12 protein-coding genes and 1 riboswitch are annotated in these 14,171 nt (G+C 68.7%); of the genes, 10 read left to right on the top strand and 2 right to left on the bottom strand.

Annotated elements, in window-relative coordinates; genetic code table 11:
• Nucleotides 1-6: 6 nt before the first annotated feature.
• Nucleotides 7-1,419 (bottom strand): cysteine desulfurase/sulfurtransferase TusA family protein, encoded by a 1,413-nt coding sequence (locus tag OGH68_RS09475; protein WP_264242904.1) that lies wholly within the window; start codon nucleotides 1,417-1,419, stop codon nucleotides 7-9.
• Nucleotides 1,420-1,691: 272 nt separating this feature from the next.
• Here OGH68_RS09475 and coxB point away from each other — a divergent pair, with 272 nt between their 5' ends.
• From coxB to OGH68_RS09455, 4 genes are all read left to right on the top strand, one after another.
• Nucleotides 1,692-2,696 carry a cytochrome c oxidase subunit II gene (gene coxB / locus OGH68_RS09470; RefSeq protein WP_413470957.1) on the top strand — a complete coding sequence of 335 codons (1,005 nt, stop codon included), beginning with the start codon at nucleotides 1,692-1,694 and terminating at the stop codon, nucleotides 2,694-2,696.
• Nucleotides 2,693-4,441, top strand: coding sequence for a cytochrome c oxidase subunit I (ctaD, locus tag OGH68_RS09465; RefSeq protein ID WP_264242902.1), 1,749 nt, complete (start codon nucleotides 2,693-2,695; stop codon nucleotides 4,439-4,441). Before coxB ends, ctaD begins: the two co-directional genes overlap by 4 nt.
• Nucleotides 4,438-4,836 carry a cytochrome c oxidase subunit 4 gene (locus tag OGH68_RS09460; protein ID WP_264242901.1) on the top strand — a complete coding sequence of 133 codons (399 nt, stop codon included), beginning with the start codon at nucleotides 4,438-4,440 and terminating at the stop codon, nucleotides 4,834-4,836. Before ctaD ends, OGH68_RS09460 begins: the two co-directional genes overlap by 4 nt.
• A gap of 138 nt (nucleotides 4,837-4,974) precedes the next feature.
• Complete coding sequence (locus tag OGH68_RS09455; RefSeq protein ID WP_264242900.1) at nucleotides 4,975-6,231, top strand: L,D-transpeptidase; 1,257 nt, start codon at nucleotides 4,975-4,977, stop codon at nucleotides 6,229-6,231.
• Nucleotides 6,232-6,415: 184 nt separating this feature from the next.
• On the opposite strand, the gene OGH68_RS09450 is transcribed toward OGH68_RS09455, so the two are convergent.
• Entirely contained in the window at nucleotides 6,416-6,817 is a 402-nt protein-coding gene (locus OGH68_RS09450; protein WP_264242899.1) for a hypothetical protein, read from the bottom strand.
• Nucleotides 6,818-6,998: 181 nt separating this feature from the next.
• Here OGH68_RS09450 and OGH68_RS09445 point away from each other — a divergent pair, with 181 nt between their 5' ends.
• From OGH68_RS09445 to OGH68_RS09420, 6 genes are all read left to right on the top strand, one after another.
• Nucleotides 6,999-7,619, top strand: coding sequence for a heme-copper oxidase subunit III (locus OGH68_RS09445; RefSeq protein WP_264242898.1), 621 nt, complete (start codon nucleotides 6,999-7,001; stop codon nucleotides 7,617-7,619).
• A 92-nt stretch (nucleotides 7,620-7,711) separates the two neighbouring features.
• The gene (locus OGH68_RS09440; protein WP_264242897.1) at nucleotides 7,712-8,521 is read left to right on the top strand and encodes a c-type cytochrome; all 810 of its coding nucleotides are present in this window, start codon (nucleotides 7,712-7,714) and stop codon (nucleotides 8,519-8,521) included.
• A complete protein-coding gene (locus tag OGH68_RS09435; protein ID WP_264242896.1) occupies nucleotides 8,518-9,594 on the top strand; it encodes a ubiquinol-cytochrome c reductase iron-sulfur subunit in 1,077 nt (358 codons plus the stop codon). The genes OGH68_RS09440 and OGH68_RS09435 overlap by 4 nt, the downstream gene beginning before the upstream one ends.
• The gene (locus tag OGH68_RS09430) at nucleotides 9,591-11,216 is read left to right on the top strand and encodes a cytochrome b (protein WP_264242895.1); all 1,626 of its coding nucleotides are present in this window, start codon (nucleotides 9,591-9,593) and stop codon (nucleotides 11,214-11,216) included. The genes OGH68_RS09435 and OGH68_RS09430 overlap by 4 nt, the downstream gene beginning before the upstream one ends.
• Nucleotides 11,217-11,369: 153 nt before the next feature.
• A complete protein-coding gene (trpD, locus tag OGH68_RS09425) occupies nucleotides 11,370-12,434 on the top strand; it encodes an anthranilate phosphoribosyltransferase (RefSeq protein WP_264242894.1) in 1,065 nt (354 codons plus the stop codon).
• 76 nt (nucleotides 12,435-12,510) lie between these two features.
• Nucleotides 12,511-12,628: riboswitch (SAM riboswitch) on the top strand.
• Nucleotides 12,629-12,805: 177 nt separating this feature from the next.
• Entirely contained in the window at nucleotides 12,806-14,170 is a 1,365-nt protein-coding gene (locus OGH68_RS09420; RefSeq protein ID WP_264242893.1) for an aminotransferase class V-fold PLP-dependent enzyme, read from the top strand.
• The last annotated feature ends 1 nt before the right edge of the window (nucleotide 14,171 follow it).

Below are 14,171 nucleotides of genomic sequence, written 5' to 3'. Positions count from 1 at the left end.
CAGGCGCTACCCCACCCGCCGCACCACGTACGCCGCGCCCCGCTCCGCCTCCTCTTCCCCCACGTACTCCTGCCCCCGCATCGCGCACCACGCCGGGATGTCCAGCCGCGCCGCCTCGTCGTCGGACAGGACCCTCACCGTGCCGCCGACCGGTACGTCGTCGATGACCTTCGCCAGTTCGATCACCGGGATCGGGCAGCGCCGGCCGAGCGCGTCCACCACCAGGGGCTCCGACGCCGACGGCGAAGAGGCCGACGCCGCCGCCGACGGGGACGCGGCCGGGGACGCCGGCGCCCCGAACCGTTCCCGTACCCCCGCCACCAGCCCCGGCAGCACCTCCAGGAACCGGTCCACGTCCTCTTCCGTCGTGCCGGACGGCGGCAGCGACACCCGTACGTTGCCCTCCGACAGCACGCCCATCGCCCGCAGCACATGGCTCGGGATCAGCGTGCTGCTCGTGCACGACGAGCCGGAGGAGACGGAGAAGCCGGCCCGGTCCAGCTCGTGCAGCAGTGTCTCCCCGTCGACATAGAGACACGAGAACGTCACCACGTGCGGCAGCCGTCGCACCGGGTCGCCCACCACCTCCACGTCGGGAACCAGTTCCGGCACCCGCGCCCGGATCCGCTCCACCAGGGCCCGCAGCCGCACCGCCTCGTCCGCCGCCTGCGCGCGTACGGCGCGCAGGGAGGCCGCCGCCGCCACGATCGCCGGGATGTTCTCGAAGCCGGCGGACAGGCCCGACTCCCGCTCACCGGCCGGGCCTTGCGGGGCGAACCGGACACCCTTGCGTACGGCGAGGAGCCCGACGCCCGCGGGACCGCCCCACTTGTGCGCGCTCGCGGTGAGCAGCGACCAGTCCCCGTCGACCGGCCCCCAGGCCAGGGACTGGGCGGCGTCCACCAGCAGCGGCACGCCCACCGCGCCGCACGCCTCGGCCACCTCCCGCACCGGCTGTTCGGTGCCGACCTCGTGGTTGGCCGACTGCAGGCAGGCCAGTGCGGTGGTGTCGTCGAGTTCCGCGGCGTACATGTCGGGGGACACCGCCCCGTGCCGGTCCACGCCGACCTCGGTCACCGAGCCGCCGGCCGCCTCCCACGCGGCCGCCGCGTGGAGAACCGCGGAGTGTTCGACGGAGGAGACGACGAGACGGCGGCCGACACGCCGGCGCCCGGCCAGCGCTCCGGAGATTCCCGTGTGGACGGCCTGGGTCCCCGAAGGAGTGAAGACCAGCTCGTCCGGGCGGCACCCCACGGCCTCCGCCGCGGCCTCCCTGGCCGCGTCGAGCAGCAGCCGGGCGCGGCGGCCCTCGCGGTAGAGCCTGGCGGGGTCGGCCCAGCCCTCGTCGAGGGAGGCCTGCAGGGCCTGGCGGGCGACGGGGTGCAGGGGAGCTGCCGAGGCGGCGTCGAAGTAGGGCACGTCGTCACGCTAACCCCCGCCAGGAGAGAGGGCGTCAGTTGTTATCCGGAAGCGGGCATTCCGGGGCGCTCCGTACCTCGTCGGAGGGGGTCGGCCACCCCTTCGGAGTGTCGGACGGCGCGTTGGGCACCCTCCCCGCGCGACCCCAAATAGCGTCCAGTAGGGTTTGGTCCGCATAAACATCCAAACCCCTGCCCGCGTCAGGGCCGGCGACCGACCAGCGTGACGGCCGCGGCCGGCCGCGCGGGCCGAGACTCTCGGGAAGGCGCTACGTGAGTCCCAACGGCTCCGACCTCCCCCACCGCCTGAAGGGCGGGGGCGGTACCCCCATGTCTCGGCGCCCGATGCGGCGGAAGCTGCCGCAGGTGCTGACTGCGGGCCTGATCCTGGCTACCGCCTCCGGTTGTTCGTACAACTGGGAGGATTTCCCCCGCCTCGGAATGCCCACCCCTGTCACGGAGGAGGCACCGCGGATCCTCTCCCTCTGGCAGGGCTCGTGGGCGGCCGCGCTCGCCACGGGCGTCCTGGTGTGGGGCCTGATCCTGTGGAGCGTTTTCTTCCACCGGCGCACCCGCACCAAGGTCGAGATTCCTCCGCAGACCCGGTACAACATGCCCATCGAGGCGCTGTACACCGTGGTCCCGATCATCATCGTCTCGGTGTTCTTCTACTTCACCGCGCGCGATGAGTCGAAGCTCCTCGAGCTCTCCGACAAGCCCACCCACACCATCAACGTGGTCGGCTACCAGTGGAGCTGGGGCTTCAACTACCTCGAGGACGTGGACGGGAACCCGGCCACCGGGGACGCGGCCGCGAACAAGGAACTGAACGCGATCCCGGACAAGTACGGCAACGACTTCCCGGAGGGTGCGGAGGGCGTCTACGACGCAGGTATCCCCGGCACCCGGAACCCGCAGAACGGCAACCCGGGCCCCACGCTCTGGCTGCCCAAGGGGGAGAAGGTCCGGTTCATCCTGACCTCGCGTGACGTCATCCACTCCTTCTGGGTGGTCCCCTTCCTGTTCAAGCAGGACGTCATCCCCGGCCACACCAACGTCTTCGAGGTGACCCCCACGCGGGAGGGCACCTTCATGGGCAAGTGCGCCGAGCTCTGCGGCGTCGACCACTCCCGGATGCTCTTCAATGTCAAGGTCGTCTCCCCGGAGCGCTACCAGCAGCACCTGAAGGAGCTTGCCGAGAAGGGGCAGACCGGCTTCATCCCGTCGGGCATTGAGCAGACGGACCCGGCCAGGAATGCGGAGAAGAACCAACTGTGAGCATCCTCAACGAACCCCAGGGTGCCGCCGCGGCAGATGAAGACTCGTACGAGAACGAGCTGCCCCTGCGGCGCAAGCAGCCCGGCAGCGTCGTGGTGAAGTGGCTGACGACCACCGACCACAAGACGATCGGCACGCTCTACCTCGTCACCTCGTTCGTCTTCTTCTGCATCGGTGGCCTGATGGCGCTCTTCATGCGCGCCGAACTGGCCCGGCCGGGTACGCAGATCATGTCGAACGAGCAGTTCAACCAGGCGTTCACGATGCACGGCACGATCATGCTGCTGATGTTCGCGACGCCGCTGTTCGCCGGGTTCGCGAACTGGATCATGCCGCTGCAGATCGGCGCGCCGGACGTGGCGTTCCCGCGGCTGAACATGTTCGCGTACTGGCTGTACCTCTTCGGCTCGCTGATCGCGGTGGCCGGCTTCCTCACCCCGCAGGGTGCGGCCGACTTCGGCTGGTTCGCCTACTCCCCGCTGTCGGACGCGGTCCGCTCGCCGGGTGTCGGCGCCGACATGTGGATCATGGGTCTGGCCTTTTCCGGCTTCGGCACGATCCTCGGTTCGGTCAACTTCATCACCACGATCATCTGCATGCGCGCCCCCGGCATGACGATGTTCCGGATGCCGATCTTCACCTGGAACGTCCTGCTGACCGGTGTGCTGGTCCTGCTGGCCTTCCCGGTGCTCGCGGCGGCGCTGTTCGCCCTGGAGGCGGACCGCAAGTTCGGGTCGCACATCTTCGACGCGTCCAATGGCGGCGCGCTGCTGTGGCAGCACCTCTTCTGGTTCTTCGGCCATCCAGAGGTGTACATCATCGCCCTGCCGTTCTTCGGCATCGTCTCGGAGATCATCCCGGTCTTCTCCCGCAAGCCGATGTTCGGTTACATCGGCCTGATCGGCGCGACGATCGCGATCGCCGGTCTGTCCGTGACCGTGTGGGCGCACCACATGTACGTCACCGGCGGAGTGCTGCTGCCGTTCTTCTCCTTCATGACGTTCCTCATCGCCGTACCGACCGGTGTGAAGTTCTTCAACTGGATCGGCACGATGTGGAAGGGCTCCTTGTCCTTCGAGACACCGATGCTCTGGACGATCGGCTTCCTGGTCACCTTCACCTTCGGTGGTCTGACCGGCGTCATCCTGGCCTCGCCGCCGCTGGACTTCCACGTCTCCGACTCGTACTTCGTCGTCGCGCACTTCCACTACGTCGTCTTCGGCACCGTGGTCTTCGCGATGTTCGCCGGGTTCCACTACTGGTGGCCGAAGTTCACCGGCAAGATGCTGGACGAGCGGCTCGGCAAGATCACCTTCTGGACGCTGTTCATCGGCTTCCACGGCACCTTCCTGGTGCAGCACTGGCTGGGCGCCGAGGGCATGCCGCGGCGTTACGCGGACTACCTCCACGCCGACGGCTTCACCGCGCTGAACACGATCTCCACGATCGCCTCGTTCCTGCTCGGCATGTCGATCCTCCCCTTCATGTACAACGTCTGGAAGACGGCGAAGTACGGCAAGAAGATCGAGGTCGACGACCCGTGGGGTTACGGCCGTTCGCTCGAGTGGGCCACGTCCTGCCCGCCGCCGCGGCACAACTTCCTCACCCTGCCGCGCATCCGCAGTGAATCGCCGGCGTTCGACCTGCACCACCCGGAGATCGCGGCTCTCGACCAGCTCGAGCACGGCGGCCACGGCGGCCACGGCGCCAGTGTGCTGGCCGGTGGCAAGGAGGAGAGCAAGTGAAGATCCAGGGCAAGATGTTCCTCTGGCTGAGCGTCTTCATCCTGGCCGTCGCCATCCTGTACGGCGTCTGGTCGAAGGAGCCGGCCGGTACCACCGCGCTCTTCCTGGCCTTCGGTCTGAGCGTCATGATCGGCTACTACCTGGCCTTCACGGCCCGGCGAGTGGACGCCATGGCCCAGGACAACAAGGAAGCCGACGTGGCCGACGAGGCCGGCGAGGTGGGGTTCTTCTCCCCGCACAGCTGGCAGCCGCTCTCGCTGGGCATCGGCGGTGCGCTCGCCTTCCTCGGCGTGGCGATCGGCTGGTGGCTGCTGTACTTCTCGCTGCCGCTGATCCTGGTCGGCCTCTTCGGCTGGGTGTTCGAGTACTACCGCGGTGAGAACCAGAACCAGTAGCAGTACCGGTACCGCCTGAGCGGAACAGCAGAACAGAACGACGGGCCCGGATCGCCTCACTCCAGTGAGGTGATCCGGGCCCACTCGTTCGGAGTCATCCCGCGCGCCGCGGCTGACGAATCTTCATACCGTGTGCTCATGAACCACACGCCTCGTATCCGTGCCGTCAGCTGCATCGCGCTGTTCGTCTCCCTCAGTGTGGTCGCGACCGCGTGCGGCGAACCGGACCGGCACCCCCTGTCGGCCGCGCCGTACGACGCGGCGCGGCAGGTCAGCCTCAACGCCGAGTCCGGAGCCACGAAGGTGGACCCCGACAAGCCCCTGGAGGTCACCTCCAAGGGCGACGGGGGCCGGATCACCGACGTCACCGTCACGGACGGCGCCGGCCACTACCTCGCGGGCGAACTGGCCGCCGACGGCGTCCGCTGGCGCTCCACGGCGCCGCTGGCGGCCGGCGTCAAGTACACCGTCAGGGTCTCCACGGAGGACGACGACGGCGCTCCGGGGGTGCGTACGCTCTTCTTCGAGACGGCACCCGCCAAGAGGTTCCTGACCGCGGAGTTCGGCCCGAAGGCGGGCACCTACGGCGTCGGGCAGCCCATCACGGCCGAGCTCAGCCTCGCGGTGGCCGAGGGCAGGGGCAGGCAGGTGGTCGAACGCGCCCTGAAGGTCAGCTCGAAGCCCGCGGTGAAGGGCTCCTGGCACTGGGTCGACGACAAGACCCTGCACTACCGGCCCGAGGAGTACTGGCCCGTCGGGGCCACGGTGAACGTCACCAGCAACCTCCAGGGCGTCAAGGTCGCGGGCAAGCTCTACGGAGGCCGCTCCAAGCCGCTGAAGATCACCATCGGCGACCGTCTGGAGGCCGTCGCCGACGCCGCGTCGCACACCATGACGGTCAAGCGCAACGGCGAGGTGATCAAGACCCTGCCGGTGACCACCGGCAAGCCCGGCTTCGAGACGCGCAACGGCATCAAGGTGGTGCTGGCCAAGGAGTACTTCGTACGGATGCGCAGCACCAGCATCGGCATCGCCGCGGGCAGCTCCGAGTCGTACGACCTGCCGGTCTACTACGCGACCCGGGTCACCTGGAGCGGTGAGTACGTCCACGCCGCGCCCTGGTCCGTCGGCTCGCAGGGCGCGGCCAACGTCAGCCACGGGTGCATAGGGCTGTCCACGTCCAACGCCAAGTGGTTCTTCGAAACCGTCCGTGAGGGTGACATCGTCGAGGTCGTCAACAGCTACGGCAACATGATGGACACGTTCGGCAACGGCTTCGGCGACTGGAACCTGAGCTGGGACAAGTGGCGCGAGGGCAGCGCCCTGGTCCCCGGCTCGGAGGCGTCGAACGGCAACGTCACCGCCGTGTCCGCCCGGCTGCGGCCCGTATTTTGAGGGCTCGGTTCTCCTCCGGGGCGCCTAAGACGGTATCGACGGTCGATCGTGCTCGATCTCCCCCAGACTCCGTCCGGGGGTACCCCCACGTTCCTCGCGATCTCCGCGCGTTCTCCCTTTCGACACCGCCGCGCCCCTTCGGCTCACGCGCCACGGGCTCGGCCCCCAGGAAGAGGCAGCGCGGTCACGCGTCGATGGAGAGCCTGTCGCGCAGCAGCGCCGCCAGGGACGCCGCGAAATCCACCGGGTCCACCGGCAGCGTCACCGCCGCCTCCGCGCGGCTCCAGGTGGCCAGCCAGGCGTCCTGCGGGCGGCCGATCAGCAGCAGCACCGGCGGGCAGTCGAAGATCTCGTCCTTGATCTGCCGGCACACGCCCATCCCGCCCGCGGGAACCGTCTCGCCGTCCAGTACGCAGACGTCGATGCCGCCCTCGTCGAGGGCCTTCAGGACCGCGGGCAGGGTCGCGCACTCCACGAACCGCACCGGCGGAACGTCGGCCGCGGGCCTGCGACCGGTCGCCAGCCTGACCTGCTCGCGGGTGTTCGCGTCGTCGCTGTAGACCAGGACCGTGGCGCTCGACTGCATGGTTCCTCCGCACTCGTGTCATCAGGCTCTTGCGCCGGATGCTACTCCGTCCCACCGCCTGTCAACACTGGTTCGGACACGGCTTCGATGGGCCGTCCGGCCCCGCCGCAGGGTCCCGTTGAGGGTGGGAACACTCCGAACGGCACCCCCGGGAGTGAGGGCGGGATAAGCGACCGACATAATGTCGGTCGTGGCGACAGCAACGACAGTAGAAACCGGGCACGCGCACCCGTCGGTCAGTCGGCCGAACCTCACCAGCGTCGGAACCATCATCTGGCTGAGTTCCGAGCTGATGTTCTTCGCGGCCCTCTTCGCGATGTACTTCACCCTGCGATCGGTGACGGGTGCCGAGTTCTGGGCAGAGAAAGCCGATGCGCTGAACTTCCCGTTCTCGGCGACGAACACCACGATCCTGGTGCTCTCCTCCCTCACATGCCAGCTCGGCGTCTTCGCCGCCGAGCGGGGCGATGTGAAGAAGCTGCGCACCTGGTTCATCATCACGTTCGTGATGGGTGCCATCTTCATCGGCGGTCAGGTCTTCGAGTACACCGAGCTGGTCAAGCACGAGGGGCTGTCCCTCTCGTCCGACCCGTACGGCTCGGTGTTCTACCTGACCACCGGTTTCCACGGCCTGCACGTGACGGGCGGACTCATCGCCTTCCTGCTGGTCCTGGCAAGGACCTACGCGGCCCGGAGATTCACCCACGAGCAGGCAACCGCCGCCATCGTCGTGTCCTACTACTGGCACTTCGTCGATGTCGTCTGGATCGGCCTCTTCGCCACGATCTACATGATCAAGTAATCGGCGCGGGCGGCTCGCCCCGAGCGGGCGCCGCCTGAAGCAGACATAGTCCAGAAGCACCGACGCAGAAGATCCTGACACCGGGGTAATCCGTGAAAAAGCTCTCCGCACGACGACGCCATCCGCTGGCGGCGGTCGTCGTCCTACTCCTCGCGCTGGCGGCCACTGGGGGGCTGTACGCCGCGTTCGCACCCGCGGACAAGGCGCAGGCCGACACGACCGCCCAGTCCCTTGCCATCAAGGAGGGGCAGAAGCTCTACACCGTCGGCTGCGCAAGCTGCCACGGAACCGGCGGTCAGGGCACCTCAGACGGCCCGTCCCTGGTCGGTGTCGGCTCCGCCGCCGTCGACTTCCAGGTCGGCACGGGGCGCATGCCCGCCCAGCAGCCCGGCGCGCAGGTGCCCGAAAAGCCGGTCGTGTACTCGCAGGCCGAGATCGACCAGCTCGCGGCGTACGTCGCCTCCCTCGGCGCCGGCCCGATCACGCCGACCGAGAAGCAGTACAGCCCCGAGGGCGCGGACATCGCCAAGGGTGGCGAGCTGTTCCGCAACAACTGCGCCCAGTGCCACAACTTCACCGGCGAGGGCGGCGCGCTGACCGAGGGCAAGTACGCCCCGAGCCTGGAGGGCGTCAGCCCGAAGCACCTCTACGAGGCCATGCAGACCGGCCCGCAGAACATGCCCTCCTTCCCCGACACCACGATGCCCGAGCAGCAGAAGCGGGACATCATCGCGTACGTCAAGACCGTGAACGGCGAGGAGACGCCGACCCCCGGCGGCTTCGCGCTGGGCGGCCTGGGCCCCGTCAGTGAGGGTCTGTTCGGCTGGATCTTCGGTCTCGGTTCGCTGATCGCTGTTGCCATCTGGGTCGCGGCCCACACCGCTAAGGCCAAGAAGTCATGAGTAGCCAAGACATTCCAGAAGAGAACCTGCCCGCAGAGCAGGGAGCCGCGCACGACGCGGCCCACGGTGGCACCACCGCCGTCGCGGAGCGCGGCGACGACCCGTTCGCCGACCCGGGACTGCCGGCCCACAAGCCGCGCATCCAGGACATCGACGAGCGTGCCGCCAAGCGCTCCGAGCGTGCCGTCGCCTTCCTGTTCACGCTGTCGATGCTCGCGACGATCGGCTTCATCGCCGCGTTCGTGATCTTCCCTGTCGACAAGATCGTGTACATCTGGCCGTTCGGCCACATCAGTGCGCTCAACTTCTCGCTGGGCGTGACACTGGGCCTCGCGCTCTTCTGCATCGGCGCGGGTGCCGTCCACTGGGCGCGCACCCTGATGTCCGACGTGGAGGTCGCCGACGACCGGCACGCGATCGAGGCCGCGCCCGAGGTCAAGGCCAAGGTCATGGCCGACTTCGCGGACGGTGCCCGGGAGTCCGCGATCGGACGGCGCAAGCTGATCCGCAACACCATGTTCGGCGCGCTGGCCATGGTGCCGCTCTCCGGTGTGGTGCTGCTGCGCGAGCTCGGGCCACTGCCCGAGAACAAGCTCCGCGAGACCCTGTGGGCCAAGGGCAAGCAGCTCATCAACATGAACACCAATGAGCCGCTGCGTCCCGAGGACGTCGCTGTGGGTTCGCTGACCTTCGTCATGCCCGAGGGCCTGAGGGAGGACGACCACAACTTCAACACCGAGATCGCCAAGGCAGCCGTGATGATCGTCCGGCTCCAGCCGGAGGACATCAAGGACCAGCGCGAGCTCGAGTGGTCCCACGAGGGCATCGTGGCCTACTCCAAGATCTGCACCCACGTCGGCTGCCCGATCAGCCTGTACGAGCAGCAGACGCACCACGTCCTCTGCCCGTGCCACCAGTCCACCTTCGACCTCTCCGACGGCGCCCGCGTCATCTTCGGTCCGGCCGGTCACCCGCTTCCGCAGCTGCGGATCGGTGTGAACGCCGAGGGCAACCTCGAGGCGCTCGGCGACTTCGAAGAGCCCGTCGGTCCTGCTTTCTGGGAGCGCGGATGAGTACACAGACGGATACACGGAAGAAGGCGCCCGCCGGCGAGCGGGTGGCCGACTGGGCGGACGGCCGGCTCGGGATCTACTCCCTGGCCAAGGCCAACATGCGGAAGATCTTCCCGGACCACTGGTCCTTCATGCTGGGTGAGATCGCGCTCTACAGCTTCATCATCATCATCCTCACGGGTGTGTATCTGACGCTGTTCTTCCACCCGAGCATGAACGAGATCGAGTACCACGGCTCGTACGTGCCGATGCAGGGCATCCGCATGACCGAGGCGTACGCCTCGACGCTGGACATCAGCTTCGACGTCCGCGGTGGTCTGCTCATCCGGCAGATCCACCACTGGGCCGCGCTGATCTTCCTCGCCGCGATGTTCGTGCACATGATGCGCGTGTTCTTCACCGGCGCGTTCCGCAAGCCGCGTGAGATCAACTGGCTGTTCGGCTTCCTGCTGTTCGTCCTGGGCATGTTCACCGGCTTCACCGGTTACTCGCTCCCGGACGACCTGCTCTCCGGCACCGGTGTCCGCTTCACGCAGGGCGCGATCCTGTCGATGCCGATCGTCGGCACCTACATCTCGATGTTCCTGTTCGGCGGCGAGTTCCCCGGCCACGACATGGTGGCGCGGTTCTACTCGATCCACATCCTGCTGCTGCCGGGCATCATGCTCGGCCTCGTGGTGGCCCACCTGATCCTGGTCTTCTACCACAAGCACACGCAGTTCGCGGGCCCCGGCCGTACGAACAAGAACGTCGTCGGCATGCCGCTGCTGCCGGTCTACATGGCCAAGGCCGGAGGCTTCTTCTTCCTGGTCTTCGGTGTCATCGCGCTGATCGCCGGCATGTTCACGATCAACCCGGTCTGGGCGCTCGGCCCGTACCGGCCGGACATGGTCTCCACCGGTGCCCAGCCCGACTGGTACATGGGGTTCGCCGAGGGTCTCGTCCGAGTGATGCCCGGCTGGGAGATCAACCTCTGGGGCCACACCCTGGTCCTGGGTGTGTTCATCCCGCTGGTCCTCTTCGGTGTCGTCCTCGCGGCGCTCGCGGTGTACCCGTTCATCGAGTCGTGGATCACCGGCGACAAGCGCGAGCACCACATCCTGGACCGCCCGCGCAACGCTCCGACGCGTACCGCGCTGGGTGTCGCCTGGGTCACCGGCTACGTGATCATGCTGCTCGGTGGCGGAAACGACATCTTCGCCACGCACTTCCACCTGTCGATCAATGCGATCACCTGGTTCGTCCGCATCACGTACTTCGTCGGACCGGTCCTCGCGTTCATCATCACCAAGCGGATCTGCCTGGGTCTGCAGCGGCGCGACAAGGACAAGGTGCTGCACGGACGCGAGTCCGGCATCATCAAGCGTCTGCCGCACGGTGAGTTCGTCGAGGTGCACGAGCCGCTGGCGCAGGGCGACCTGCACAAGCTGACCGCGCACGAGCAGTACAAGCCCGCCGAGATCGGCCCGGAGGTCGACGAGAACGGCGTGCGCCGCAAGGTCAAGCGCACCGAGAAGCTGCGTGCCAAGCTCAGCAAGGGTTACTACGGCGAGGAGAACCAGATTCCCAAGCCGACGACCGAGGAGTACAAGGAGATCACCAGCGGCCACGGCCACCACTGATCCCTGACCGACACGTCGCCACAGCGAAGGGCCCCGTCCACTCGATGGACGGGGCCCTTCGCCGTGCCGGAGGCTGGATAGGGTGGACCCATCCCGCCCCCTGCGGCCCGGCGGCCGCGGGGGACCCCCAGCAGTGGACCCCAGGAGCGGACCATGAACGTTGTGACCCCGGTCGGCGGCGACAGCGTGGCGGCCTACTCCTGGCCCGGCGTGCTGAACGCCCTCCTCGACAACCGCGACCAGAGCGCCGACGCCACCGCGTGGGCCATGGACCGCATCCTCAGCGGCGAGGCGACCAACGCCCAGATCGCCGGCTTCGTGACCGCGCTGCGCGCCAAGGGCGAGACGGTCGAGGAGATCGCCGGCCTGGTGCGGACGATGTACGAGCACGCCAACCTGATCGAGGTGCCGGGACCGAGCGTCGACATCGTCGGCACCGGCGGCGACGGGGCGAAGACCGTCAACATCTCCACCATGTCCTCGATCGTCGTCGCGGGCACCGGAGCCAAGGTCGTCAAGCACGGCAACCGCGCCGCCTCCTCGGCGAGCGGCGCGTCCGACGTCCTGGAGAAGCTGGGCGTCAATCTGGAGCTGACCCCGCAGCGGGTGGTCGAGGTCGCCGCCGAGGCGGGGATCACCTTCTGCTTCGCGGTCAAGTTCCACCCCGCGCTGCGGCACGTCGCCGTGGCCCGCAAGGAACTGGGCATCCGGACGGTCTTCAACTTCCTGGGACCGCTCACCAACCCGGCGAAGGTCAGGGCGCAGGCGACCGGTGTGGCCGACGCCCGGATGGCGCCGATCGTGGCCGGAGTGCTCGCGGAGCGCGGCTCCTCCGCCCTGGTCTTCCGCGGCGACGACGGCCTGGACGAACTCACCACGACGGCCACGTCCCGGGTGTGGGTGGTCCGCGACGGTGCCGTGCGCGAGGAGGCCTTCGACCCGCGGGACATCGGCATCGACCTCGTACCCGTGGAGGCGCTGCGCGGCGCCGACGCCTCGTACAACGCGGATGTGGCGCGCCGGCTGCTGGCCGGCGAGACCGGGCCCGTACGGGACGCGGTGCTGCTGAACTCGGCGGCGGCGCTGGTCGCGCTGGAGCCGACGGACGGCACGCTGAACGAGCAGCTGGCGGCCGGCATGGCCCGGGCGGCCCGGTCGATCGACTCCGGCGCGGCCAGGGCGGCCCTGGAGCGCTGGGTGGCGGCCAGCAACGCATAGCCGTGACGAAGGGAGCGGTCCGCATGGCGGACCGCTCCCTTGCGCCGTGCGCGACGTATGGCAGGATGCTTCCCAAGGTCATGAGTGACAGCGATTACGGCCCCGGCCCGCTGTCCGGCAACCCTCCGTCCGTGGCGGGGTGCCCCGGGTGAAGACCAGGCCGCAGGCAGCGAGGTCTGTGGCAAGCGCGGACCCCCGCGGCATCGTCGAATGCCGCGTCCCTGGGGTCCTGGTCCTCAAGGGAGCAGTCTCGTGAGCAAGCGAATGCGATAGGGCGTCTGCGCCCCTTCTCCGGTCACCTTTTTCTTTCCGGTGCTCCGCACTGTGCTGCGCCGACGCGCCGTTTCGCCTGCCCTGTACGGGAGTTCGCCATGTCTGTCACCACCGTTTCCGCCGACCCCTCGCTCTGTTCCCCGCTGCCGGTCCTCGGCCGGGACGTCACCGTCCCCCTCGTCACCGGCGGCGAAGTCACCTACGCGGCCCTCGACTACGCGGCCAGCGCCCCGGCGCTCCAGCGGGTCTGGGACGACGTGGCCGCGTACGCCCCGTACTACGGCAGCGTCCACCGCGGCGCCGGGTACCTCTCGCAACTCTCCACGGACCTGTTCGAGACCAGCCGGACCGTGGTGCACGAGTTCCTGCACTGCCGGGAGGACGACCAGGTCGTCTTCACCCGCTCCACGACCGACTCGCTCAACCTGCTCGCCGCCGCGCTTCCGGCCGGGTGCGAGGTGTTCGTCTTCGAGACCGAGCACCACGCCTCCCTGCTGCCGTGGAGGGACGCGAGGGTGACGTACCTGAACGCGCCGCGCACGCACGGCGACGCCGTCCGCACCCTGGAGCGGGCGCTGGCCGACCGCGACCCCTACGGGCCCGCCCTGGTCTGCGTCACCGGCGCCTCGAACGTCACCGGCGAACTGTGGCCGGTGAAGGAACTCGCGGCCGCGGCCCACGCCCACGGGGCCCGCATCGTGCTCGACGCCGCCCAGCTGGCGCCGCACCACCCGGTGTCCGTCGAGGAGCTCGACGTCGACTGGGTCGCCTTCTCCGGGCACAAGCTGTACGCGCCGTTCGGTTCCGGCGTGCTCGCGGGCCGGTCGGACTGGCTGCGGGAGGCGGAGCCGTATCTCGCGGGCGGCGGGGCCTCGCGGACGGTGGCGCGGCGCGCCGACGGCGGTGTGGACGTCGAGTGGCACACCAGCGCCGCACGGCACGAGGCCGGCTCCCCGAACGTGATCGGCGTCTACTCGATCGCCTCCGCCTGCAAGGCACTCACCGAGGCCGGTTTCGACGCCCTGGTCGCCCGGGAGCAGCACCTGATCACAAAGGTCCGGGAAGGGCTCGCCGAGGTGCCCGAGGTCAGGGTGCTGTCGCTGTTCGGCGACGACTCGCCGAGGGTCGGCGTGCTCTCCTTCGTCGTGGACGGCTGGAACAGCTCGCACTTCGCCGCCGCGCTGTCCGCCGAGTACGGCATCGGTGTACGGGACGGACTGTTCTGCGCCCACCCGCTGGTGCGGACCCTGCTGGGCAGCGACCCGCAGGACGTCGGCGAGTGCGGCGCGCCCGAGGCCGGCCTGGGCGAGAGGTCCCTCAACGCCATCCGCGTCAGCTTCGGCGCGGGTACGCCGGACGAGCACGTGGAACGGTTCGTACGCGCCGTGAAGGAACTGGTCCGCGACGGCGCGCAGTGGAAGTACCGCACCGAGGACGGCCGTTGCGTACCCGACCGGGGCTGAG

This window comes from Streptomyces peucetius (genome assembly GCF_025854275.1).
In the GTDB taxonomy this organism is placed as follows: domain Bacteria; phylum Actinomycetota; class Actinomycetes; order Streptomycetales; family Streptomycetaceae; genus Streptomyces; species Streptomyces peucetius_A.
This window is presented reverse-complemented; position numbering and strand designations above follow the sequence as displayed.